Genomic DNA, 23,251 nt, shown 5'->3' with positions numbered 1-23,251 from the left:
GCGGCAATTGATTTATTTCTTTGAATTTTCGTCCACGAAAGAAGCAATGGCACGACTTACCTCATCGGGTGTCTCAAAGATTCCCATATGACCTGCCTCTTCAATTAATGCCTTCGTCACATGACTTCCATTTACCGTAAAGGTCTTTTCAGGGGAAATCACTTCATCCTGTCCCCCGGCTACAAGCAGAACGGGAAGACGGTCATTCTCCAAAACATGGGTTAAATCCTCTCGATTCCTCATCGCCATCAAAGCCCCGATGACACCTTTTGGATTGGTTTCAATTCCAATCTCAAATAGCTTTTTTATGACATCCTTTTCAGTCTCTCTCGTTCGTTCAGAGACAAGCTTTGGAACGAGCTCTTTCACGAATAAGTCCACTCCTTGCTGCGAGACCTTTGACACACCTGCAGAGCGGTTTTTCTTTGCTTCCTCGCTGTCAGGATATGCGGTGGAATGTATGAGCCCATAGCCGCCAAGAATCTCTGGGTGATGTTTGGCTAAATCAAGCGTGATATACCCGCCCATTGAATGGCCGAATAGAAAAATATTCTGCAGGCCTTTTTCCTCAATAAAGGCAAAAACATCCTCAGCCATGTCATGGATGCTATATCCTGGTTCCACAGCCTTCGTTTCTCCATGCCCTCTCATATCCAGTACCACCACATGATGACTTGGCGACAGACGTGCCTCCACCTCTTTCCAGTAATCCTTGTTTCCGCAAAATCCATGAATCAGCAGGATGGTCTCCCCCTCTCCTGACTCTCTATATGCAAGCTTCACTCGTTCAGCCATATTCATTAACTCCCTTCAAATATTCATCCATTCCTTATAGTGTACATGACAATCACGAAAGATTTATATCCATATTTCTTTTCTCCCACGTAAACTTCCACTAACCCAAGAACAGGGAGATGCATATCATATGGGTAGAATTCGAATCAAGAGGAGGAAATAGACATGGCTCATAACAATCGGAACGAGTTATTGGAACCTTTCCGCCAATTCATTTCCCAAATGGATAATCTATTGTCAGAGAAAACCGGCAATGGATTATTGCAATCGATGGATGGCTTCTTCCAAAACCAAAAGCTGTTCTCAAGTTTCCCAATGGAATGGGAAGAAACGGACACCCACTATATCATCCACGCCCATATAGCAGGGGTGGATAAACAATTTATTGAAATTGACATCTCCGGCAGCCGGCTGACCATCTCTTATGAAACAGAGGAGCGCCGGCCAGCAAACCATGAAAAAGGGACACCTTCCTCAGTGGAAAGACGAAAAAAAGCGAGGAGCTTCAGCTTCACTGAGCCAATTGATGAAGAAAACATTCAGGCTACCCACGAAAATGGACTCTTGACCGTATCTGTCCCAAAATCGAAAAAAAAGCGCATATCTATTCGTTAAAAAAGATCAAAATAAAACTGCCGACAACAAATGTTCGGCAGTTTTTCATGTTCCTACTTTAAAAATGGATCCAACTCCCTTTACGAGATTAGAAACTTGGTTCATTGTATTCAGCATCTGTCCGGTTGTGTCCATCATTTTATTAAAATCAATGCTGCCTTCCTGGTTCTTAAACTGATTCAATACAGAGGAAATATTATTTCCTTGGTTCTTTTGCAGAAAGCTTGGCTTTGGATAAGGATGTGTAATATTCATCACTGGCTGTATTGGATAAAAGTCCTCATCCTGCTGGTAAAGTGGATTTTGAAACGGGTTAGGCTGCTGTTTCGGATATGGATTCATCTCTGGTGCCATTGGATAAGGCGGATAACCATTAGGCATCTGATTCTGGTAAGCGCCCTGCATCAGGGGGGCAGAATTCGGCATTCCCCCCTGTGCGGGAGGCATTTGATAAGGTTCCAGATTGTACGGTGTCATTAACGGACCAGTATACCCCTGATTTGTCAGCGTCGTATCTATAGGACCGGACACCTGATATACCGTGCTCTGTTCAAGATATCCAGGCCAGCTTTGTGCGGGGCCTTGATAAAAAGGCTGCGTCTGAGGAAAGCCCCCTCCTTGGTGCCAATTGACCCCGTTGGCCTGATACTCATAGCCAGGCATACCGGGAGACCAATTCATCATAGAATTCGGTTCTGCACCCTGTCTGCGTTTTTTCTTCAGAAGGTCTTTAAGCATGCCATCCTCCTCCGTTCTGCTTATTTATCATTACTATATGAGGAAAACGGGCATGAGTGCATTTCTCATTACTCTAAATAAAAACCTGATTCCATTTTTAGAAATCAGGTTTTTATTCGCTAATCCATTTTTATTTTAGGACCACTTACATTCCTCGCACATAAGCGGCTGACTTTGTTTCCCGTAGAAAAACCCGCTGCTAAGTGCGTATTGTTTATACATCCAAGCCTCATAGACGCCTTTTATGAAAGCAGCTGCTTTACCTGTTCAAGAACATAGGCTGAAGCGTTGCAGTGTTTAATAAACCGCGATTTGCTTGATTGAGGGATGTGGCAGTGCACAGACACCTGCAATAAATTATTATGTGTATTTTGAATTTGGAGGGGGCTAATATGCTTAGGCTTTGCCGCCTTTTGCCATTCTTTAGCCAAATCCTCCCATCTGTCAGCCAATTCTTTCACTTCATCTGCATAGGGCTTAATGACCTGGTAGAAATCAAATGTCTTTTCTTCTTCCCTAGCCTGTCGATAAATTTCTTCTGCCTCAGCCACTTTTGAAAGCAGCAGCTCGGTTAATTGTGCTAATTCCTTCGTCATGCCAGCCATCCTTATTTTTTATTGCTGATTTAATCCAGTCTCTCTTCAAACTATCAGAAATCCGGGACAGTTGCCACTTTTATGCCGCCATGATGGCGATTCACGGCTTCCTTCTCAAGCTGGCGTCCATATTTCAAGTGCTGGTCTATTTTTGTATCCACAACATCCATTCTTGCCTCCAATTCTCTTGAACGATTCTTTATGAATAAATGAAATTCAGAGAGTGTCTCTTCATATTTTTTCTCCGTCTTGCTGATCATCTTTTCTTCCAGGGCCGCAATTTCCTCTTCCAATTCCTTTAGGACGGATACAAGCTTTTCTTTGGAACTCATGACTAGCACCCCTTTCATCTTTCTTCTTAACTCTAAGGTTTCGCCCTCTTATTTTAATTCCCTGCACTGCCGACAAAACTAGAAGCATATCGGCAAAGAAACAAGGATAAGTCAATACATGCCCCTCCTTCGACAGCATGCATAAAAAACGTGATGAGGTGAGAACCTAAATGTCAGGAGGTGCAGGACATGAAAAACAAAAACACATCAAAGGCACAAGATGAGAAAAAGAAAAGCATTCCCAAAAACAATACGGGCAATCCGAAACTTGACGGACCAGATCGTCCATCAACATAATTGAAAAAGAGCCTTTTAGGAGAAGAACCAGTACAGCAGGTGTATTGGTTCTTCTCCTTTTTATGTTCATTCCTTATGAGCTGTACGCTCCCTTTGACGAATTAGAAATATTATAATAAACTTCTCTTTACCAAGTTAACACTAATCCCAATATTAGACAGTCATAAGCAAATATCGATAAAAACGGTAGAATAAAGTAGAATTGTGATAAATATTGTCAGCCGAAAGACATGATGTTTTTTACAATTCTCGCAACATTTTTGTTATGATTAGGTAGGACTTGGAGGGATACTATGGCTATAAGATATCCTAATGGAAAAAAATACATCCCAGCTGAAAATGCTCAAAATCAAGTGAAAAAGCCTGCCCAGAAGAAACTGGACTACTCAAACAGAGGTATGACGCTGGAAGAAGATTTGAATGAGACAAACCAGTACTATATTGAGAATAATATCGCGATTGTCCATAAGAAACCTACCCCAGTACAAATTGTCAACGTCTCTTATCCAAAAAGGAGTGCCGCTGTCATTAAGGAGGCCTATTTCAAGCAAGCCTCCACTACGGACTATAACGGTGTGTACAAAGGACGATATATCGATTTTGAGGCAAAGGAAACCAAGCTTCAAACTTCATTCCCATTGAAGAACTTCCATGAGCACCAAATCGTTCATATGCAGAATGTACTTAACCATGGCGGGATAGCATTCATCATCATCCGCTTTAGTCAAACAGAGGAAATATACTATCTGCCTGCTGAAACATTAATCGACTATTGGGAACAAATGCTTGCAGGCGGAAGGAAGTCAATCCCTAAGAAAGATATCGAACGTTTTGGTGATTTGATTCCAATAGGCTATGCACCAAGGATCGATTATATTAAGATTATGAATAGGAAGTTTGAATGGGATTTATCCTGAAAGGAAGGGTAATCATTAATGTCAGATCAATATAAAACAAGAGAAGAAAAAAGAAAGCACGCACAAAGGAATAAGAAACAGAAAAAACAATCTAAAGGACTCATTAAGCGAATCGCGGTCATTCTGTTAATGCTTTGCATCGTGGCAGCGATTTCGGTTGGCGGTGTGTTCGCTTATTATATTTCCACAGCGCCGAAAATCGATGAAGAATCCCTCATTGATCCAATCTCCTCCAAAATCTACGATAAAAACGGAGATCTATATACCGAGATTGGCTCTGAAACAAGAGATTATGTAGAATACGAAGATATCCCGGATTTAATGGAAGATGCCATAATTGCCATTGAAGACGTCCGATTCTATAAGCACCACGGGATTGATATAATTCGTGTCGGAGGGGCCATTGTAGCCAATATCACGGGCGGATTCGGTTCACAGGGTGGAAGTACGATCACCCAGCAGGTTGTCAAAAACTCTTTCCTTCAATCTGAAAAAACGATTAAGCGTAAAGTACAGGAAATGTACCTTGCTTACCAATTGGAGCAGGAGTACAGTAAGGAACAAATCTTTGAAATGTATGTCAACAAAGTATATATGTCCTCAGGTATCCACGGCTTCTCTACAGCCTCTAAGCTCTATTTCGGCAAGGATTTAAATGAGCTTACATTGGCTGAGGCAGCAACTCTTGCTGGAATGCCGCAAAGCCCGAATAACTACAATCCATTTGATTATCCGGAAAAAGCGGAGAAACGCAGAAACATCGTTCTCCAAGCGATGGAAAATGCCGGCTTCATCACAGCTGACGAACGGAAGGCCGCTCAAGCAGAAAGCCTCCAAGACAGTCTTGTTGCTGATGGCGACCGTGACGAAACAGGAACGAAATACAATGCCATAGTGGACCAAGTTATTGAAGAGGTAGAAAAGCTTGGTGATTACAATATTTACACAGACGGCTTATCTGTCTATACATCCATTGACCCGAAAGCACAGGAGTTAATGGAGAAAATCCTTGATTCAGATGATTATATCGCCTACCCTGATGACAAGTTCCAAGTCGGCTCTGTTTTCATGGATACAAAAACAGGCGAGATTTATGCGATTGGGGGCGGGCGTAACCAAGAAGTAACCCGTGGCTTCAATTATGCGACCGACCTGAAAACAAGGCAGCCTGGTTCTACCATCAAACCGCTGATTGATTATGGTCCAGCCTTTGAATATCTTCAATGGTCAACCTACCATCCGCTGGTTGATGAGGAATACCAGTATTCAAGCGGACAGACTGTTGGCACAGCCTACAGCTCCTATAAGGGTCAAGTTTCCTTGCGCGAGGCACTCTATATGTCCCTAAACGTACCAGCTGTTAAGACCCTCCAAGAAGTCGGTGAGAAGAAAGCAGGCGAGTTTGTAAACAAGCTAGGCATTGATTTTGGTCCAATTTACGAGTCTTCTGCCATCGGCGGTGTTGAAAAAGGAGCTTCCCCTCTTCAAATGGCAGGTGCCTATGCGGCATTTGGCAATGAAGGGGTTTATACAGAGCCTCATGTCATCAAGAAAATTGTGCTGCGAGATAACGATACAGTCATCGAGACCGCACCAGAATCAGAGGCAGTCATGAAGGATTATACAGCCTTTATGGTGACCGATATCCTTAAGGATGTTATGACGAAAGGTACGGGGACACTAGCAAATATCTCTGGACTCCCAGTAGCAGGAAAGACGGGTACAACTAACTACTCTGCAGAGGACCGGGCAAAATACAATATCGACAAATCGAAATCACCTGACTCATGGTTTGTCGGATATACAACGAACTTTACGATGTCTGTATGGACAGGATATGATAAACAGTTTGAAAACACCTTGGGCAAGGATGAAACAAAAATTGCACAGAAAATATTTAAGGCAATGATGCAAGAAATGTCCTCAGGCGTAGATACTGAAGACTTCAAACAACCTAGCTCCGTTGTAGAGCTGGCTATTGAGAAAGGCTCAAACCCAGCAGCTATTGCAGGAGCACATACACCAGACAGTCAAAAGGTCTATGAATACTTCGTTAAAGGACATGAGCCATCTAAGACATCTACAAAATACGAAAAGCTGGCTGCTCCAAGCGGCTTGACCGCATCGTATGATGAGACGGCTAACAAGATTAATGTCAGCTGGAATTATGATGCTTCTGCTGATGCTGAATTTGATGTAAAAGTAGCTGTTAATGGCGGTTCAGCCAATACTTTAACGAACACTTCTGATACGTCATTCAGCATGAATTCACCGGAAGTGGGCAACACCTATGTATTCTCTGTCACCGCCAAGGTAGATGGTCAGGAAAGCGACCCTGCCTCCGTATCTGTTTCGATTGAGGAGGTCATTGAAGAAGAGCCGGAAGAGGAAGAAGAACCGGCTGCCCCTGAAACAGACGAAGAGAAAAAGCCAGAAGAAAACGAAGATAAGAAGCCTGATTCGAACGAAGATGGTTCAGATCAAGGAAATGACGAGAATAAAGATGAGGAGTCTGGCAACACCGATTCCGGTGATTCAAACGAGGACACAGGAAATCCAAATGATGAATCTGACTCCGGTAATGATTCCGGAAATGGTAATGGTAACGGAAATGGTAATGGAAATGACAACGGAGGCAGCAATGATTCAGGCTCAGGCGATGATGATAATGGAGCAACACCCAGAAGCCAAAATGATGAATCAGCAAGCCTTATACAATCGATGATCCCGGCCTTTATCCGAGATGCGTTTGATTTCCGTCTTAAAATTGCCTAACACATAAAGAGAGCACCCGGACTAAATCTGGGTGCTCTCTTTCATACATCGAACACAAAAAAGGACAGGCTGGTTCAACTAGCCTGTCCTTTTTTGCTCATAGTTTCTTTAGTGCAATCAATTTTGCGACCATTTTCTTTTGTTCTTCCATTAAGCTTTTCAGCTGCATAAAGGCCGGATAGGTATTAGGTCTATGAAGGATATAGCTGATCCGTTCATCCACATTGACTGGTTTATGAGCCATGGCTTGCAATTCCTCGTTAAGTTCATCAAGGTTTACAGGCTTTTTATTCGACCAGAAAAGAATCGACAAGAATAGCACAATCCCTCTTTGCATATAAGGCTTGATCTCTTTCGTTTGACGATTTGCCAACAGCCCTTCAGCCGCTTCTGAAACAGCTTCCCATCCACTCCATATATCGTTTTGAATAACGGCAATATGCTGCCATGGTTTATATTCGCCCTCAAGCTCATCATACGGGAATCCGCTTTCCATTAGACTCAGATCCCATTCTTTCAGGGATTCAGCCTTTATATGGCCATACGTAAATTGTAACACTTCATATTTTCTCATTTCTTCCCAGCTGCTTTCATTCGTTTTTTCCCTTCCCTGCAAAGAAGGAGCAGTGGACAAACCTCACATTTTGGCGATTGCGCCTTACAATGGTATCGGCCAAAGAATATCATGCGGTGATGGGTGATGGACCACTCATCCTTTGGAATTCTTCTCATAAGTGTCTTTTCCACTTCAAGTACAGAATCCTTCCACCTGCAGATTCCAAGGCGCTTGCTTACCCTCTCGACATGCGTGTCCACGGCAATAGCCGGTACATCATAAGCAACCGATACAACAACATTCGCTGTCTTCCTACCTACTCCCGGAAGCTCTGTCAGCAGATCGCGGTCATTAGGAACAACCCCATTGTATTTCTCTAAAATAATTTGAGACAGCTTTTGGATGTTCTTTGCTTTATTACGATACAATCCAATGGAACGAATATCATTTTCCAGCTCGCTAAGGGGAACAGCCAGAAAGTCCTCAGGCTTCTTATACTTTTGGAACAGGTTCTTCGTCACTTTATTCACCAATGCATCCGTACATTGTGCGGACAGGACAACCGCGACGACCAATTCGAATGGATTGGAATGATTTAATTCACAATGTGCATCAGGGAATAGCTTTCCCATTTCATCTAGACAATAACGAATTTGCGTATTATTCAGCATACCTTCTCCCTCTTTCCCATGAAAAAAACCGGAGATTTCCCTTCCGGTCTGATAAATATATACTATTCTAACCAATTATATAATGGCAAGTCTTTCGCCGTCGGGACTGCTTTGACAGACGGCTTCTTCTGATAGCTTCTGAATCTTTCTCCGTGGTCTTTAGCCTGTTCTAATGTTTTGACCCCGTGCTTCTTCCAATCAAACAAAATTCGGTCGATATAGCGGAAATTAAGCTTGCCTGATATGACTGCCTCTTTCAGGGCAGCTCGGACCAGCTCTGGTTCATGCTTATCCTCATCAAGCCACATCGATAATGTTTCCCCTTCAAACGGAGATAACGGGCGCCCAAATTCTTTTTCAAAGATCGCATACAGGGATTCACTCTTCTGTACCTTTTCTTCAAAATCTGCCTGCTTCGCTTCTTTTAAAAAGTGATAAGCAAGCTTCTCATTTAACGGCTTGATAGAATAGCTTTCAAAGCCGGGTTTCACATCCTCAGTAATCTCCAAAAATCCATTCTGTACAAGCTTTCTCAAAAGCACCGTACAGTCCATCTCCGTTAAATTCATGACTGCGGAGATTTCGGCAGGCGTCGGAAATGCCTTGCCGTTCAAATTGAAATTATGCACCTGTAAGAGGAGCATTACTTCTTGTTCTGTCAATCCCATTTCCTTATAATGGCTCAGCAAGTAGGAAGGAATAATAACAGTCGGCTGGTTCATCCATTCGGATAGATTTTTCATAGTCATAATTCGACACCTCTGTCTTAGTATATCATGTAGGTCCGTTTGGAAGTACAAAAAAAGAAAGCCTGGCAATAAAAGTATTGCCAAGCTTATTTCACTTTATTAAGGATATAGACGGTTTAGCAAGCGTGGGAATGGAATTGTCTCCCTTACATGCTCGACGCCGCTGATCCAGGCAACGGTTCTTTCAAGACCAAGCCCGAATCCGGAATGCGGTACTGAACCGTATTGTCTTAATTCATAATACCATTGGTACGCTTCCATGCTTAAGTTATGCTCATCAAGACGCTGCTTCAATAGATCCATATCATGAATCCGTTCAGAGCCGCCGATGATTTCACCATACCCTTCCGGAGCAATCAAGTCAGCGCAAAGCACAACATCATCACGGTCTGGAGCCGGCTGCATGTAGAATGGCTTAATGCCTGTTGGATAATGTGTGATGAACACCGGCTTGTCAAAGCTTTCCGCAATCGCGGTTTCATGCGGAGCACCAAAATCATCGCCCCACTGGATATCATCAAATCCTTTCTCATGAAGGAATTTAATGGCGTCATCGTAGCTGATACGCGGGAATGGTGCTTTGATATTCTCTAATTTAGATGTATCTCTGCCCAATGTTTTAAGTTCAATCTCACAGTTCTTAAGAACAGATTGAACGATATAGGAAACATATTGTTCCTGCACTTCTAAATTCTCGTTAAATTCGACAAAAGCCATCTCTGGTTCAATCATCCAGAATTCAATCAAGTGGCGTCTTGTCTTAGATTTCTCAGCACGGAAAGTTGGTCCGAATGAGAATACTTTTCCAAGCGCCATTGCTGCTGCTTCCATGTACAGCTGACCACTTTGAGAGAGATAAGCATCTTCATCAAAGTATTTCGTCGCAAACAGCTCAGAAGTCCCTTCAGGAGCACTTCCTGTCAGGATAGGCGGGTCAACCTTTACAAAGCCTTCTTGATTAAAGAATTCATAAGTCGCACGAATGATTTCGTTACGGATTTTCATAACCGCATGCTGACGCTTAGAACGGAGCCACAGATGACGATGGTCCATCAAAAATTCCGTTCCATGCTGTTTCGGTGTGATCGGATAATCTACCGCTTCAGCAATTACCTCAAGGCCTGTAACCAATAATTCATAGCCGAATGGGGAGCGCTCGTCAACTTGCACAATCCCCTTCACCCATACAGACGTTTCTTGGGTCACTTTCTTTGCTAATGTGAATAATTCTTCATCTACCTCTGCTTTTACCACGACACCTTGAATAAAGCCTGTCCCATCACGGAGCTGCAAGAAGGCAATTTTGCCGGAAGAGCGTTTATTGGCGATCCATGCGCCGATTGTCACTTCTTCATTTACATATTTATGAACTTCATTTATAGTACATTTCACGTTTTTTCCCTCCAAAGCTTAAACCAAACCAGGTTATGTACTCATCCATTATACAAGTACAAAAATAGACAAGCAAATACAAAATTTATTTATTGTCACAGCGAATAGGCACTGGCCAATAAAAAAGGCAGAAACACACCGATTGGCGCGGTTTCCAGCCTTCTTGAAAAGCATGTTTGATTAAGATTGTTGCATCCGTTCTTCCACATACTTCTTCATGCGCTTCACAGCCTCTGAAAGAGCTGCCTCAGATGTTGCATAGCTTAGGCGAATATTCTTTGGTGCACCGAAGCCGGAGCCCGGTACAACAGCCACCAAGGCATTCTCCAAAAGCCCTGCCGCAAAGTCATCCACATCATTGTATCCCGCAAGCTGAGCTGTCTTGGATACATTCGGGAATAAGTAAAACGCCCCTTTCGGCTTGATGCACGTTAAGCCGGGGATTTCCAAGAGACGGTCATAGATAGCTTCTAAACGTTTCTCGAAGGCGTTTCTCATTTCCTGAACGGCCTCCTGAGGTCCATTATAGGCTTCAATGGCCGCATATTGCGCTGTTGTTGTCGGGTTGGATGTGCTATGGCTCGCAAGGTTGGTCATAGCCTTAATAATTGCCTCGTCCCCAGCGGCATAGCCTATTCTCCACCCCGTCATCGAGTGTGATTTAGAGACGCCATTTATGATGATTGTCTGTTTCTTCAATTCCGGAGATAGCTGAGCAATAGAGACATGCTTGCTGCCATGATAAACAAGCTTTTCATAGATTTCATCAGACACGATTAAGATATCGTTCTCAAGACATACATCCCCGATTGCTTGCAGCTCCTCAGGCGAATAAATCATTCCGGTTGGATTGCTTGGAGAATTGAGAATGATTGCCTTCGTCCGATCACTCACGCTTGCTTTAATTTGCTCCGGAGTAATCTTAAACTCGTTCTCTTCCTTGCCTTCAATGTAAACAGGGGTACCATCAGCCAATTTCACCTGTTCTGGATAACTCACCCAATACGGTGTTGGAATCAGAACCTCATCCCCTTCATCTAGAATGGCTTGGAATAATGTATATAAAGCGTGCTTAGCCCCTGATCCGATAAAAATCTCATTTGCCTTGTAGTCAAGCCCTTGGTCTCGTTTTAATTTGTCGGCAACGGAATTCCTAAGACTTGGCAGCCCTGCAGAAGGAGTGTATTTCGTCTGTCCCTCATCCATTGATTTCTTTGCCGCCTCTAATATGTTTACGGGCGTATTGAAATCCGGTTCCCCTGCACCCAGCCCGATGACGTCAAGACCTTGTGCCTTTAACTCCTTCGCTTTAGCCGTAATGGCGAGTGTTGATGATGGTGTCAATGCTGCTACTCTTTTTGCTAATTTCATCTCCGGTTCATCTCCATCCTACAAATTATCATAATTTCGTATTAAATCACCTGTTTTGAAGTTCAGGTAGTAATACCCGTAAAGGTCGTTGTTATTTTTATAGATGATTTCCCATAAGGCTGTGCCATTTTCCATTCCAAGATTGGCCGCCATAATCTTCTTGACCTTCTTTTTATTCTTCACAAGACTGATGGCTTCCTTTTCAGAAAGACCTTCAGATAAGGCTAAGACCTTGCTCTCTTCCTTCTTGTTATCCGGAATCCAAACACCAACCTTTTTCCCTTCATCATTTACGCCGGTGACGACAGACCATGTCTCATTTCCGTTATATAAATAAAAATCAGCCGTTTCGGTCAAATTCGCCGTTTCCGTTGCTGTCTTAACGGCTTTCTCTTTCGCATTCTGTTTATCATGGTCGCCGGCATAGATAGCCTGCACCAGCAACCCAGTACCAATCAAGAGCAAAATAATTATGCTCCATATAACTTTTTTCATGTTAGCATCCTTTCAAATAATCTCTTACGCATGCTGTATTTACGTCCGATAGATGGAGAATACAGCCGTATTATGATCCTTAGGGTCTAACGATAGACCAAACATTAGGTTTTCTTGTTTGAGGGTACGATTTAGTGAATCTACAATCTTATACAAATCATTTGTATAACCAATCTTCACTGTTGATAAAACCTCTACCTTACTATCCACTAAAATTCCTCCCAAATGGTTACGTTCCATACAATCATATCTAGTTCACATTATACCAAAATAAAATAGGGAGAGCCTTAATAAATTCTGTATTTTTCGATAAAAATAAAGGTCTCATAGATAGGCCTCTTTATCAAAGGCCGATACAGATAAATAGGATAAGGAGTCAGCGAAGAATTGACGATTTGCCGCCAAAAGCGGATCCTCATACAGAACCCATCCGGCCCCCTGACCCGCAGGTATCTTTGCCGTTAAATGGCGTCTGATATTAAAGCTCATATCCAAGAGCATTTCCATTCCTTCCTGTATCCCCTTATCAGCATCCTCGCGTAAAAAGAGCTGCCTAGAGACAGCCGGTGCCTCCATCATCACCTTTATTGATTGTCCATCATAAAGATGACGTATTGTTTCCCACACCGGATAGGTGACAAACAACAAGGACCGCCCTGCTCCCATATGGCCTCTCAGCAATTTAGCCCCAGAGCCCGAGGTAATCCCTTGAACAAGTGCCTGGTATCCATTCTCCTCAATGGTTTCCTTTAACCCGAGATACATTTTTTTAAGACTGGAAGGCGTATTAAAGAAGAAAATCATGTTTCTCTCTCTGCTGTGGATCAATTCCTTTAAGAAGTCCTGCGCACAATCAAAAAACGAACCAAGCTCCCGTTCATTCTTCATGCACGTATCTTGAATGATGACCAGCTTTATGGCTCTATCGGGAGCCAAAATCAAGGTTTTATACACAGGCTCTTCACACCCCACCTTGGCAGCGAAATAGTGGAATGAGTCACGAATAGCAAGCACGTCTGATGCAAAGAGAATCGTCTTCTTCTCAAGAATATTTTCCTTCATCCACTTGGCAATCGTTCTTGGCTTGCTTTTGACAGAAAGGGAATTACGGCTGCCCCTCTTATTCCATTCAATCCAGGTTTCATTCATTCCTGATTGTTTTAGGAACATTTGTCCAAGTCCCAGATAAATTCTTTCAAGCTGTTCATGCATTTTCATCAGGTCATCCATGATATTCAACTGGCTTCTCTTCAATTTCTCAACCGGAACTTCATTCAGTTCCTTAACCCAGCCTACAAAAAGGTCCATAAGGATGATGAACGATTGACGCAAATCATTTGCCGCTTCATAAATAGATAAAACATTTTTTCTTTTACGCGGTAATTTGACCGCTGTCATCTGACCTTCTTTTAGAGCACTCTTTAATTCACCATAGGTAATCAGTTCTTCTGCAAATCGTTCAATTTGATTGGACAGCTGCCATAACCCTTTCTCAAGCTGTCTTCGGTCAATCGGAACCTCTGTTTTTTCCTCAACAAGCAAGACAGCTTGGTGAAGGAGATGACGGTTATCAAGACTTCCAACCTTATTGACGATATTGCGCATATCCATATAACTAATATCCACTCCCAGCTTATCCGCCAGGACAGCCGGAAAAGAATCTGCCTCTTCAATCAGTACATGAATTGGCTTATTTAAATAACCTCCATGAAGCAGGTTCTCTGCAAAATCAGCATGGGTGGTCAGAATCACATTAGCCCTTGCAGCCGCCTCAAGCCGTCTGCCATAGAAATCCCGCTCTGTCCATGGTTTCAATAATCTCGGATGAAGCCTGCGGTGATGGGCCACTTCTTTGGCATACTCCCTGCCAGCACTTGAAAGATTAAGCTCATTGATATCCCCTGTAACCGTTTCGGTCAGCCAAACAAGGATTTGCATCTTTGTCATTGCCACCTCATAGTTGTGATCGCGCTGCCTTAACGATTGTTCGAATTTCGGCAGACTGAGGTAATTGGTCTCCTGCTTTAATTTTTCAACAGATAAAGGCATATAGGCTGTTAGCTCTTCTTCTGTCAGTTCACCATATGTCGTGAGAAGGACTTGCTCTCCTTCTTTCTCAGCAAAATCATGACAGGCTGCCAGATGGTCCGAAAACGCACGTGTCCCGTCCTCCAAGAAGGCGGTACCGCCGGACTTGAACACATCTTGTATGAAGCCGCAGATGTTAGAGTCCACTTGAGGAATAGCGGAAACGTTGGTCTCTTGCCTTGGAAGGACCAATGCCAATCCTCTGTATATTTCTAAATCTGGTCTCCAAGGCTCGCAAACCTGTGCCTGCTCCTGCAAAACCTCAAGCAGCACTTCCTTTAATTCACTCTTCAATGAATAGGACAGCCGATACAGAGATTTAAGCGTCTGTCTCGGCAGCCTCTTTAACGCCTTATAAAAATCGAGGAACAGCAGGGCTGTGGCATAGGCATCACTGTCTGCTTGATGCGGGCAGTCATGTATATGGCCGTATGCCTTGCTCAAATCCTCCAGTTTGAAGCTATCAGTCCTCGGCGAAATAACCTTGGCCATCTCTACGGTATCTACCGTGTATCCCAGAAACATTTCATAGCCTACCCGCTCGAGCTCTGCTTGAAGGAACGTCAAATCAAAGAGCACATTATGAGCAACAAAAACAGCCTCTTCTAATATTCCTACTATGTATGGGGCAATTTCCTTAAAGGTAGGTGCAGATTTTACATCTTCATCCTTGATGCCTGTAAATTCCTGAATGAAAGAAGGAATCGTCCTCTCTGGATTAACGTACGATGAGTATTGATACGTGATTTCCCCATTTTCGATAACAATAGCAGCGATTTGGATAATTCGATCACCGGCTTTCGAGTTATTGCCCGTTGTTTCCAAATCGACCACTACATATTTATTTTCCATGTTTGACACCTGCTTAAATCATATCAATCGGCACCGTTCATAGCCGGAGCCGTCACAGGCCGCTGTTCACGGCCATTTGTTCATTTTTCTGCAAGGCTGAATGCCAGCCTCTCTGTTAGAATTCATGATACTCCATTTATAGCAGATTGAAAACTAATTATCAAAGACATAAGAAGGAATGGAGTAATCATTTGCGGCTCTAGCCAGCTGCTGACTCTGCTATTTATCATCTTACCTGTTTAGCCCTATTCTGCCAGATTCCAAGTGCCTAAGAATGAAAAAAAGAAGCATAGCCACCGCTGTGCCATGCTTTCTTTTGCTGCTTCACTTTTCCGCTCCTTCGCTACAGCTAACGTATTCCATCAGCCAGCAGTCTTGGTAGACCCCTTCATGCAGCTCATGGGACGAAAGCAGCTTCACCTTCTTAAATCCGCATTTCTCATAGCATCTGATGGCCCGCTCATTCCTTGCTTGCGGGTCCATGATGATTCTTTTAGCCCTTTTCTCTTTTAACAAATAAGAGGCCATAGATTTAATAAGGGAGGCACCAATGCCCCTATTCCAATATTCAACCTCTCCAATGAATTGGTCGAGTCCATATGTAGTTTCTTTGTCAAAGCCGTATTCTAAAAGTTCCACAGTATCAACCGGATAGAACTGAATATAGCCGATTGGCTGATTCCTATATTCCACGATGCATTTTGTCTCTTCATCCTTCGCATCCATGAAAGTGATTTTTGCCTTGTCATAATCAAAGCGATTATCTCTTCCTTCGTAGAATTCCAGTACCTTATCGTCTGAAAGCCATTTTGCCAGCAGCACGAGGTCCTGCTCCACCAAGGCCCTGACAGATATGCTGCCATCCTGATAGAACAACTTCGTCTCACTCCCATCATTCCTCATTTAGATAAACGTCTTTATGTCCTTCATAATACTCTTTAAAAGATCAATCGAATTAAGGATATGTCCTTCTTGCTCAAGGCCATGATGCATATTTGGATACAATCTTGCCGCTGCAAGCGGATTACGGCCAATGCGTTCCAATCCTTCCGGAGTATAATTCGGGTCCTTATCTCCAATGATACATAGGCTGGGATACGCAGCGTCTGCGAGAGCATTCAGCACCCCTTCCTCTTTCAAGAGTGGAGTTACCCAAATGGCCTTCATTTCTTCAGCATATTCATTCCTAAGGATTGAATCCATACAAAGCGTCCCAATTGATTTGCCAAGTATGATGATTTGTCTGTATGGTTTATCCATCAAGACATGGTCAAGGACCATGTTTACATCATAGTGAATCGCCTCCGTCAGCTCCTCCCATGAGAAATCTTGATAGAAGTCATCACGATAAGGGTAATTAATCTCCAATACATCCATGGCCTCTTCCAGAAACATGGAGGACGAATAATGAAATAGGGGCGCTTTTGTTGTATATCCAGCTCCAGGCAAAAGGACCGCCAGCCGTTCTGCTCTGTCAGTCAATCCAGCCATTGTGAACGGGATATCCATTTGTTTATAGCCTTTCACAACGTGTGAGTGATAATGGGTCATCGTTCTTCCTCCTTTTCCAGCTATTTTAGCATAAATATTCAGATAATTAACCGACAAAAAACACACTGCCATTAATAGAGCGGAGCGGCAGTGTGTTATCCTATCTAACAATCTTATAGAATGGTTGCTTCAGGCTCAAGGCCGATCATTTGTGTAATGGTATTGTTCTCATCCAGCACAGCGACTCTTGGCTGATGAGTACGAGCCTTTTCCTCTGGCACTAAACCGTAGGAAATGATAATGACTTTATCCCCCTCGTGAACAAGTCGTGCTGCAGCGCCATTTAAGCAAATTACGCCGCTGCCTCTTTTACCTGGAATGATGTAGGTTTCGAATCTCGCGCCATTATTATTATTGACGATTTGTACCTTTTCGTTTGGCAGCATATCAACTGCTTCGAGCAATTCCTCATCAATCGTGATGCTTCCTACATAATTTAAATTAGCCTCCGTTACGGTTGCTCTGTGAAGCTTCCCTTTCATCATGGTACGATACATGACGTTACCCCCTTGGTTGTTCGTTTTTTATGATGACATTATCAATCAGGCGCACCTTGCTGTATTGGACAGCTGCTGCGACTATGATTGTCTCTCTTACATCTGTGATTGATTTGAGCTCTGGATACGACAGAGCCTCTAAGTAATCAATCGAGCCCGTAATATGTCCCTGCAGATAGCCTATCCCCTCTGCTAGCGCAGCTGCAGGTGTTGATCCGTTTTCAATGGCCTCTCTGATCAAGCGTAAGCTTTTCGAAATGTGGACGGCCTCCGTACGTTCTTCCGGTGTCAGATTCACATTCCTAGAGCTTAAAGCAAGACCGTCTTCTTCTCGCTTAATATCGACACCAACAAGCTCAATCGGGAAGTTAAAGTCTCGAATCAACCCTTCAACTACCGCAACCTGCTGGGCATCCTTCAAGCCAAAATAAGCACGAGTTGGAGCAACAATATTAAAGAGCTTAGTCAGCACGGTTGCTACGCCGTCAAAATGGCCAGGACGAGATTTGCCGCATAGGCAGTCTGTCCGTTCATGCACCTTAACCGTAACAGTTGGACGCTCACCATACATTTCAGCAACTGTCGGATAGAACAAGTAATCCACTCCGGCCTCGCGGGCCAGTGCTTCATCATGTTCAATATCGCGCGGATATTGGTCAAAATCCTCGCCAGGTCCAAATTGAAGCGGATTGACGAAGATACTGATGACGACAACCTCATTCTCTTTGCGTGCTGCATGAATAAGCGATAAATGCCCCTCGTGCAGATAGCCCATTGTTGGGACGAACCCCACTGTTTTCCCCTCTGTTTTTTCCTCTGTTAACATGGTGCGCAATTCATCAATCCGATTTACGATTTTCATTATTTACTTTTCTCCCCCATACAATGCAAGCAGCTCTTCTTCCTTCATCGTAAAAGAATGGCTTTCTGAAGGGAAAGCGCCGGACTTCACTTCTTGTATATGTTTGGATAGGGCATCCCCTATCGTTGTATTTAAATCAGCATAAGACTGAACAAACTTCGGCACACGTCCAACTCCATAAAGAAGGACATCATGATAAACAAGCACCTGTCCGTCCGTTTGATTTCCAGCCCCGATTCCAATTGTCGGAATCATAAGCTTATTCGTCATTTCTCCACCGACCTGGTATGGAACGCATTCAAGCACAAGCGCTATTGCCCCGGCTTCCTGGCATTTAATCGAATCACTCATTAATTGCAAGGCCGCTTCCTTTGTTTTCCCTTGGACCTTATATCCTCCAAGCACACCTACCGATTGCGGAGTTAATCCTAAATGGGCAACGACCGGTATACCAGCATCTGTCAAAGCCTTGATCTTAAGCAGGACATCACCTGCCCCTTCAATCTTGACCGCATCCGCTCCAGCCTCCTGAAGAAGCCTTGCCGCGTTCTTCAATGTTTCATCGATGGACACATGATAGCTCATGAAAGGCATATCAGCGACGATGAACGTGTTAGGCGCTCCCCGGCGTACAGCCTTTGTATGATGGATCATATCCTCCATTGTTACTGGAACAGTAGAATCATAGCCAAGAACAACCATACCCAATGAATCCCCAACAAGAATCATGTCTACACCAGCTTGTTCAGCTAGTTTGGCAGATGGATAATCATAGGCTGTCAGCATGGAGATTTTTTCTCCCTTTTCTTTCATTTTCCAAAAATCAGCAGCAAATTTCATTTTTTTCCTCCTTAACATTCCGAGGAGAGAAAAACAGCCGAATCCGCATAAAAAAATCCTTCTTTACAGAAGGATTGAATCCGCAAAATGGCTTTTATCCCTCTGTCCCGGTCCTATTTCTAAGATACAGGCAGAATATCAACTTTCCACTTACAACGCATACAAGGTGCAGGTCGTTTCCGCTACTGCCCTCATATGCATTATAACGGGAAGGGATAAAATTTACCATTTTATTTTATTTTGTTTTAAATTTACATATGGTGAATGGTAATATCACCGGAATAAACAAGATGCTGCACACCCGTCTGTTCATCTTTCACCATCAAAATACCATCTTCATTGATTCCTGATGCAAGCCCTATGAATGATGACTGGGCTGTTGCAACTGTTACTCGCTGACCAATTGTGACGGAGTATGTTTCCCACAGCTCTTTAATTGGGAGGAACCCTTTCTCAAGAAAGAGCAGATAAAGCTGCTCAAAACGGCTGAGAAATCTTTGCAAAAAGAGTGCTCGATCTAGCATTTCTCCCTTCTCAATGGCAAGAGAGGTGGCAAGGCTTTGAATATCCTCATTGAAATCTTGACGCTCCTGATTAACATTAATGCCGATTCCAATGATGACCGAATGGATTTGGTCTGCTTCAGCGTGCATCTCAGTCAGAATACCAGCGATTTTCCTCCCGTTCACTAGCACGTCATTCGGCCACTTAATTCCAGCATTCACACCAGTCTCTCTTATTGCAAGTACAGCTGCCACAGCCGTCAGCAGGGTCAGACGCGGAGCATGGTATGGGGGAATGTCGGGTTTTACAATCAAACTCATCCAAATCCCGCCTTGGTGAGGGGAATACCATGTCCTCCGTAATCTCCCCTTTCCTTCTGTTTGCTCCTCACTAATCACAATCGTTCCATTATCTGCTCCCTTAGCAGCTAGGTCGCTTGCGATTGTTTGCGTGGTTGGAACCGTTTCATAGGCGTGGATGGACCTTCCAATGAACTCCGTTTCAAGTCCCATAAGGATTTCTGTTTCGGTTAACCGGTTCTTGCGAGGCAGGATACGATAGCCCTTTTTCTTTATAGCTTCAATTTCATAGCCTTCTTTGCGTAAGGCATCAATATGCTTCCAGACAGCCGTACGGGAACAACCGGCAATATCGGCTAAATACTGTCCCGATATATAGTCATCTCCTGCATTTGTCAGTGCATGAATCAATTGTTTCTTTATCGTTTGTTCCCCTGTATGAGCCATTGTTTCACAAACTCCTTCTCATTGACAATCTCTCCATCAAGCATGGCTTGAATGATTTCTCTCATCATGTCCTTCATCCATGGGCCGCCCCTTTTACCTGTCCATTTAATTAGGTCTGTACCAGAAAACGAAAGCGGCGTCTCTTTTTGAATAGGCATTTGATTGTATAGATCATCGATGTGGTCATGCTCGGCAGGCTGGCTGGAATAGACAGACCATACCCGTTCAACACTATGGGCTGTCTCGATGCCCGCCTCATATAATTGATAACGGGTATAGAAGGCTTTCTCCCTTTGTTTACAGCCTTCAATCAAGACTTTAATTCCTTTAATGACTGCATTCGGAAGCTTCCACTCTCTATACATGCTCTCCCTCTTTGAACAGAATAAGGCCATTACTGCCAGCCATTCCTCAAAGGTTTGACAGGCCTCCACATCGAGGGAAAGGAATGAATCCATCTTTTCAGCCAAGAGGTCAAGCTCTGGATAATAATGAAGGATTTGAGAAGCCGCTGCAGCTCTGAGTGCCTCCTTGGGCCTTTTACCTGCCAACAGCTTTTGGAATTCCGCTGTTTTTCTCTCCTGAGCAATATGGCTGAGTAAATGTGAGTTCTCCCGCAGTGCTTGATATGTCTTCTCCTCAATCTGAAAACCAAGCTGACTCATAAAACGGACAGCCCGAACCATACGCAGGGCATCCTCTGAAAAGCGTTCGTCCGGCTCCCCGACAGTGCGAATCGTTTTCTGTTCGATATCTTCATGCCCCTTAAATGGGTCATACAATGTGCCATCCTTATCCATGGCAATTGCATTCATCGTGAAGTCCCTTCTTTTCAGATCCTCCTCAAGCGAGGTGACAAACTCCACTTGGTCAGGGCGGCGGAAATCCTTATATGTACTCTCCGTTCGAAATGTCGTGACTTCATATGGCACACCCTCGTGAAAGACGAGAACCGTGCCATGCGCAATCCCGACATCAACTGTATGGCCAAATACCTCTTTCACTTCCTGCGGCATGGCAGATGTAGCAATGTCAACATCATGAATGTCTTTACCCATAATGGAATCTCGTACCGAACCACCGACAAAATAGGCCAAATATCCTTTTTCCTGCAATTGACAAAGAACCGGAGCTGCTTGTACAAATTCCTTCTTCATCATCCTTGCCCCTCTTCTGATAGAATGGATGCATACAAGTCTTCATATTGGTCAACGATTCGGTTCGTTTCAAAATGCTCGCGGACGATTCGAATCGCTTGTTCTCCCATATCCAATCTTTTCTTATCATTACTCAATAATTTATACAGTCTTTGCGCTGCAAGCGCTGTATCGCCCTTCTCGACAATATACCCGTTCACACCGTCCTGAATCACCTCTGGAATGCCCCCTATATTGGTCCCGAGACATGGAACCCCATGTACCATTGCCTCAAGCAAGACTAAGCCAAAGCTTTCCTTTTCTGACATTAGGACACAGGCATCGCTTATCGCATACAGCTCGTGGAGATTTTCCTGTTTCCCTAACAGGATGACTTGATCACGTATACCAAGCTGGCTGATTTGTCGATTGACTGCTCCCATTTCAGGACCGTCACCGACTAGGATGAGCTTACATGGCATACGCTTTGCTACTTCAGCAAATGAATGCAGAATATCCGGAATCCGTTTCACCTTACGGAAATTGGATACATGGATGACGACCTTTTCTTCTTCCTTAATATTCAGCTCAGCCTTCAAGTCCATCTCGGAATTGTCCTTGAGTGCTGGATAATCAATGAAATTATAAATGGTTTTGATTTCTTTCTCAGGCTGTATTAAATCATAGGTCTCCTGCACAAGTGCGTTCGATACAGCTGTTACGGCATCTGATTTTTCAATGGCAAACTTAATCATGTCCTGCATCGAGGAATCATATCCAAGTACCGTAATATCTGTTCCATGCAAGGTTGTGACCACTTTCAGCCGCTCGCTCGTCATCTGTTTTGCCAATATGCCACAGACCGCATGCGGCATCGCATAATGGGCATGAATGAGATCGAGGCCTTCATTTTTCACTACCTCCGCAATTTTGCTCGCCAAGGACAATGTATATGGAGGGTATTGAAATACTGCATATTGATTGACCTCTACCTGGTGGAAGTAAATATTGGAATACCGTTTATTAAGACGAAACGGCATGCTTGAAGTAATGAAATGAATTTCATGGCCGCGCTTTGCCAGCGTGATGCCAAGCTCTGTGGCCAATATGCCGGATCCGCCGACAGTCGGGTAGCAAACAATCCCTATTTTCAATTTCTTCATTTTGACGCTCCAAATAAATCCGCATCAAGAATGAGCGGTTTTGTTGTTTTGAACCCTTCAGCAAAAAGAACGCCGGCATCACGTCCATACGCTCTCTCACGTCCTTCAATTGCTTCTAAATATCCTTCTGTCAATGGCGTAATAACACCGTCACGAGAGCGTTCGAATTGGGAACGATAGCATTTCAGCGCTTCAATCTTCTTGTCAAAGCTGCTGCTGATGTCCACGCAGAAGTCAGGCTTATGGAAGCTGTTAATCATATATTCATATACAGCTGTTGGTTTATGAGATTCCTGCCCGTCTTGGTCAGTATATTTCCGGATTCCTGCTGAAAAGACTGCCTCGAAGACTAATTGACTTACCCGCCCATGATCGGGATGACGATCGATATGATAAGGAGCAAAGATTAGTTCCGGCTGATAACGACGTATGACTGCCGCTACCTTCGCGATATTATCCGGCGTTATGAAGAGATTCCTGTCTCCCATATTCAGATTGATTCGCTCCTTCACGCCGAGTACTTCAGCAGCTGCCTGTGCTTCCTTCTTTCGATTTTCCGGCGTGCCATTCGAAGATAGCTCTGCTTCTGTTAAATCGCAGATAACCGCCGTTTTTCCTTGCTGTGTATATTTTGCTAATGTGCCGCCCATTCCAAGTTCTACATCATCGGAATGAGCGCCAAAACATAATAGATCTATTTTCATTCTAGGTGA

At 43.7% G+C, this 23,251-nt stretch carries 24 protein-coding genes; 3 read left to right on the top strand and 21 right to left on the bottom strand.

What is annotated here, in order from left to right:
- Positions 1-12: 12 nt before the first annotated feature.
- Positions 13-795, bottom strand: coding sequence for an alpha/beta fold hydrolase (locus ACI35L_RS04215; protein WP_439802304.1), 783 nt, complete (start codon positions 793-795; stop codon positions 13-15).
- A 165-nt stretch (positions 796-960) separates the two neighbouring features.
- Between ACI35L_RS04215 and ACI35L_RS04210 the strand changes: the two genes are divergently transcribed.
- The gene (locus ACI35L_RS04210; RefSeq protein ID WP_049670600.1) at positions 961-1,410 is read left to right on the top strand and encodes an Hsp20/alpha crystallin family protein; all 450 of its coding nucleotides are present in this window, start codon (positions 961-963) and stop codon (positions 1,408-1,410) included.
- A gap of 45 nt (positions 1,411-1,455) precedes the next feature.
- On the opposite strand, the gene ACI35L_RS04205 is transcribed toward ACI35L_RS04210, so the two are convergent.
- The 3 genes from ACI35L_RS04205 to ACI35L_RS04195 form a co-directional block, all read right to left on the bottom strand.
- Complete coding sequence (locus ACI35L_RS04205) at positions 1,456-2,148, bottom strand: YppG family protein (RefSeq protein ID WP_053103731.1); 693 nt, start codon at positions 2,146-2,148, stop codon at positions 1,456-1,458.
- 242 nt (positions 2,149-2,390) lie between these two features.
- Positions 2,391-2,744: a YppE family protein gene (locus ACI35L_RS04200; RefSeq protein WP_049670599.1), complete on the bottom strand. Its 354-nt coding sequence runs from the start codon at positions 2,742-2,744 to the stop codon at positions 2,391-2,393.
- Positions 2,745-2,797: 53 nt separating this feature from the next.
- Complete coding sequence (locus ACI35L_RS04195; protein WP_049670598.1) at positions 2,798-3,076, bottom strand: hypothetical protein; 279 nt, start codon at positions 3,074-3,076, stop codon at positions 2,798-2,800.
- A gap of 590 nt (positions 3,077-3,666) precedes the next feature.
- On the opposite strand from ACI35L_RS04195, the gene recU reads away from it, so the two are divergent.
- Entirely contained in the window at positions 3,667-4,290 is a 624-nt protein-coding gene (recU, locus tag ACI35L_RS04190) for a Holliday junction resolvase RecU (RefSeq protein ID WP_049670597.1), read from the top strand.
- Between the two features lie 18 nt (positions 4,291-4,308).
- Positions 4,309-7,065: a transglycosylase domain-containing protein gene (locus ACI35L_RS04185; RefSeq protein WP_082197069.1), complete on the top strand. Its 2,757-nt coding sequence runs from the start codon at positions 4,309-4,311 to the stop codon at positions 7,063-7,065.
- Between the two features lie 97 nt (positions 7,066-7,162).
- Here ACI35L_RS04185 and ACI35L_RS04180 read toward each other — a convergent pair whose 3' ends face one another.
- From ACI35L_RS04180 to bshB1, 17 genes are all read right to left on the bottom strand, one after another.
- Positions 7,163-7,639, bottom strand: coding sequence for a YpoC family protein (locus ACI35L_RS04180; RefSeq protein WP_049670596.1), 477 nt, complete (start codon positions 7,637-7,639; stop codon positions 7,163-7,165).
- Positions 7,636-8,292, bottom strand: a complete 657-nt coding sequence (nth, locus tag ACI35L_RS04175) for an endonuclease III (RefSeq protein ID WP_049670595.1) — start codon at positions 8,290-8,292, stop codon at positions 7,636-7,638. Before nth ends, ACI35L_RS04180 begins: the two co-directional genes overlap by 4 nt.
- A 62-nt stretch (positions 8,293-8,354) precedes the next feature.
- On the bottom strand, positions 8,355-9,041 hold the full coding sequence (locus ACI35L_RS04170; protein WP_049670594.1) for a DnaD domain-containing protein: 687 nt from the start codon (positions 9,039-9,041) through the stop codon (positions 8,355-8,357).
- A 99-nt stretch (positions 9,042-9,140) separates the two neighbouring features.
- The gene (gene asnS / locus ACI35L_RS04165; protein ID WP_049670592.1) at positions 9,141-10,433 is read right to left on the bottom strand and encodes an asparagine--tRNA ligase; all 1,293 of its coding nucleotides are present in this window, start codon (positions 10,431-10,433) and stop codon (positions 9,141-9,143) included.
- A gap of 180 nt (positions 10,434-10,613) precedes the next feature.
- Complete coding sequence (locus ACI35L_RS04160) at positions 10,614-11,804, bottom strand: pyridoxal phosphate-dependent aminotransferase (protein WP_049670591.1); 1,191 nt, start codon at positions 11,802-11,804, stop codon at positions 10,614-10,616.
- 18 nt (positions 11,805-11,822) lie between these two features.
- Entirely contained in the window at positions 11,823-12,299 is a 477-nt protein-coding gene (locus ACI35L_RS04155) for a cell wall elongation regulator TseB-like domain-containing protein (protein WP_049670590.1), read from the bottom strand.
- 39 nt (positions 12,300-12,338) lie between these two features.
- Complete coding sequence (locus tag ACI35L_RS04150; protein WP_082197068.1) at positions 12,339-12,509, bottom strand: YpmA family protein; 171 nt, start codon at positions 12,507-12,509, stop codon at positions 12,339-12,341.
- 114 nt (positions 12,510-12,623) lie between these two features.
- Positions 12,624-15,239: an exonuclease domain-containing protein gene (locus ACI35L_RS04145; protein ID WP_049670589.1), complete on the bottom strand. Its 2,616-nt coding sequence runs from the start codon at positions 15,237-15,239 to the stop codon at positions 12,624-12,626.
- 324 nt (positions 15,240-15,563) lie between these two features.
- Positions 15,564-16,142: a GNAT family N-acetyltransferase gene (locus ACI35L_RS04140; protein WP_049670588.1), complete on the bottom strand. Its 579-nt coding sequence runs from the start codon at positions 16,140-16,142 to the stop codon at positions 15,564-15,566.
- Entirely contained in the window at positions 16,143-16,790 is a 648-nt protein-coding gene (locus ACI35L_RS04135) for an alpha/beta hydrolase (protein WP_049670587.1), read from the bottom strand.
- Positions 16,791-16,903: 113 nt separating this feature from the next.
- Positions 16,904-17,287, bottom strand: coding sequence for an aspartate 1-decarboxylase (gene panD, locus ACI35L_RS04130; protein WP_049670586.1), 384 nt, complete (start codon positions 17,285-17,287; stop codon positions 16,904-16,906).
- A 4-nt stretch (positions 17,288-17,291) separates the two neighbouring features.
- Positions 17,292-18,149: a pantoate--beta-alanine ligase gene (gene panC, locus ACI35L_RS04125; protein ID WP_439802303.1), complete on the bottom strand. Its 858-nt coding sequence runs from the start codon at positions 18,147-18,149 to the stop codon at positions 17,292-17,294.
- Positions 18,150-18,152: 3 nt separating this feature from the next.
- Complete coding sequence (gene panB / locus ACI35L_RS04120; RefSeq protein WP_049670584.1) at positions 18,153-18,989, bottom strand: 3-methyl-2-oxobutanoate hydroxymethyltransferase; 837 nt, start codon at positions 18,987-18,989, stop codon at positions 18,153-18,155.
- Positions 18,990-19,240: 251 nt separating this feature from the next.
- Positions 19,241-20,239 (bottom strand): biotin--[acetyl-CoA-carboxylase] ligase, encoded by a 999-nt coding sequence (locus ACI35L_RS04115; protein ID WP_049670583.1) that lies wholly within the window; start codon positions 20,237-20,239, stop codon positions 19,241-19,243.
- The gene (locus ACI35L_RS04110; protein WP_049670582.1) at positions 20,212-21,399 is read right to left on the bottom strand and encodes a CCA tRNA nucleotidyltransferase; all 1,188 of its coding nucleotides are present in this window, start codon (positions 21,397-21,399) and stop codon (positions 20,212-20,214) included. The genes ACI35L_RS04115 and ACI35L_RS04110 overlap by 28 nt, the downstream gene beginning before the upstream one ends.
- Positions 21,396-22,538: an N-acetyl-alpha-D-glucosaminyl L-malate synthase BshA gene (gene bshA / locus ACI35L_RS04105; RefSeq protein WP_049670581.1), complete on the bottom strand. Its 1,143-nt coding sequence runs from the start codon at positions 22,536-22,538 to the stop codon at positions 21,396-21,398. The genes ACI35L_RS04110 and bshA overlap by 4 nt, the downstream gene beginning before the upstream one ends.
- Positions 22,535-23,242 carry a bacillithiol biosynthesis deacetylase BshB1 gene (gene bshB1, locus ACI35L_RS04100; RefSeq protein ID WP_049670580.1) on the bottom strand — a complete coding sequence of 236 codons (708 nt, stop codon included), beginning with the start codon at positions 23,240-23,242 and terminating at the stop codon, positions 22,535-22,537. Before bshB1 ends, bshA begins: the two co-directional genes overlap by 4 nt.
- Between the last annotated feature and the right edge of the window lie 9 nt (positions 23,243-23,251).

The organism is Pradoshia sp., assembly GCF_051873915.1.
Taxonomy (GTDB): domain Bacteria; phylum Bacillota; class Bacilli; order Bacillales; family Pradoshiaceae; genus Pradoshia.
This window is presented reverse-complemented; position numbering and strand designations above follow the sequence as displayed.

Bases quoted from the DNA above. Each gene is read 5' to 3' on its own strand.
- ACI35L_RS04135 (WP_049670587.1), bottom strand. From the start codon at position 16,790: ATGACCCATTATCACTCACACGTTGTGAAAGGCTATAAACAAATGGAT.
- recU (WP_049670597.1), top strand. From the start codon at position 3,667: ATGGCTATAAGATATCCTAATGGAAAAAAATACATCCCAGCTGAAAAT.
- ACI35L_RS04140 (WP_049670588.1), bottom strand. From the start codon at position 16,142: ATGAGGAATGATGGGAGTGAGACGAAGTTGTTCTATCAGGATGGCAGC.
- ACI35L_RS04155 (WP_049670590.1), bottom strand. From the start codon at position 12,299: ATGAAAAAAGTTATATGGAGCATAATTATTTTGCTCTTGATTGGTACT.
- ACI35L_RS04110 (WP_049670582.1), bottom strand. From the start codon at position 21,399: ATGATGAAGAAGGAATTTGTACAAGCAGCTCCGGTTCTTTGTCAATTG.
- panD (WP_049670586.1), bottom strand. From the start codon at position 17,287: ATGTATCGTACCATGATGAAAGGGAAGCTTCACAGAGCAACCGTAACG.
- ACI35L_RS04215 (WP_439802304.1), bottom strand. From the start codon at position 795: ATGGCTGAACGAGTGAAGCTTGCATATAGAGAGTCAGGAGAGGGGGAG.
- panC (WP_439802303.1), bottom strand. From the start codon at position 18,149: ATGAAAATCGTAAATCGGATTGATGAATTGCGCACCATGTTAACAGAG.
- ACI35L_RS04210 (WP_049670600.1), top strand. From the start codon at position 961: ATGGCTCATAACAATCGGAACGAGTTATTGGAACCTTTCCGCCAATTC.
- ACI35L_RS04160 (WP_049670591.1), bottom strand. From the start codon at position 11,804: ATGAAATTAGCAAAAAGAGTAGCAGCATTGACACCATCATCAACACTC.
- bshB1 (WP_049670580.1), bottom strand. From the start codon at position 23,242: ATGAAAATAGATCTATTATGTTTTGGCGCTCATTCCGATGATGTAGAA.
- ACI35L_RS04115 (WP_049670583.1), bottom strand. From the start codon at position 20,239: ATGGCTCATACAGGGGAACAAACGATAAAGAAACAATTGATTCATGCA.
- ACI35L_RS04180 (WP_049670596.1), bottom strand. From the start codon at position 7,639: ATGAGAAAATATGAAGTGTTACAATTTACGTATGGCCATATAAAGGCT.
- ACI35L_RS04205 (WP_053103731.1), bottom strand. From the start codon at position 2,148: ATGCTTAAAGACCTTCTGAAGAAAAAACGCAGACAGGGTGCAGAACCG.
- ACI35L_RS04185 (WP_082197069.1), top strand. From the start codon at position 4,309: ATGTCAGATCAATATAAAACAAGAGAAGAAAAAAGAAAGCACGCACAA.
- bshA (WP_049670581.1), bottom strand. From the start codon at position 22,538: ATGAAGAAATTGAAAATAGGGATTGTTTGCTACCCGACTGTCGGCGGA.
- nth (WP_049670595.1), bottom strand. From the start codon at position 8,292: ATGCTGAATAATACGCAAATTCGTTATTGTCTAGATGAAATGGGAAAG.
- ACI35L_RS04200 (WP_049670599.1), bottom strand. From the start codon at position 2,744: ATGACGAAGGAATTAGCACAATTAACCGAGCTGCTGCTTTCAAAAGTG.
- ACI35L_RS04145 (WP_049670589.1), bottom strand. From the start codon at position 15,239: ATGGAAAATAAATATGTAGTGGTCGATTTGGAAACAACGGGCAATAAC.
- ACI35L_RS04195 (WP_049670598.1), bottom strand. From the start codon at position 3,076: ATGAGTTCCAAAGAAAAGCTTGTATCCGTCCTAAAGGAATTGGAAGAG.
- panB (WP_049670584.1), bottom strand. From the start codon at position 18,989: ATGAAATTTGCTGCTGATTTTTGGAAAATGAAAGAAAAGGGAGAAAAA.
- ACI35L_RS04170 (WP_049670594.1), bottom strand. From the start codon at position 9,041: ATGACTATGAAAAATCTATCCGAATGGATGAACCAGCCGACTGTTATT.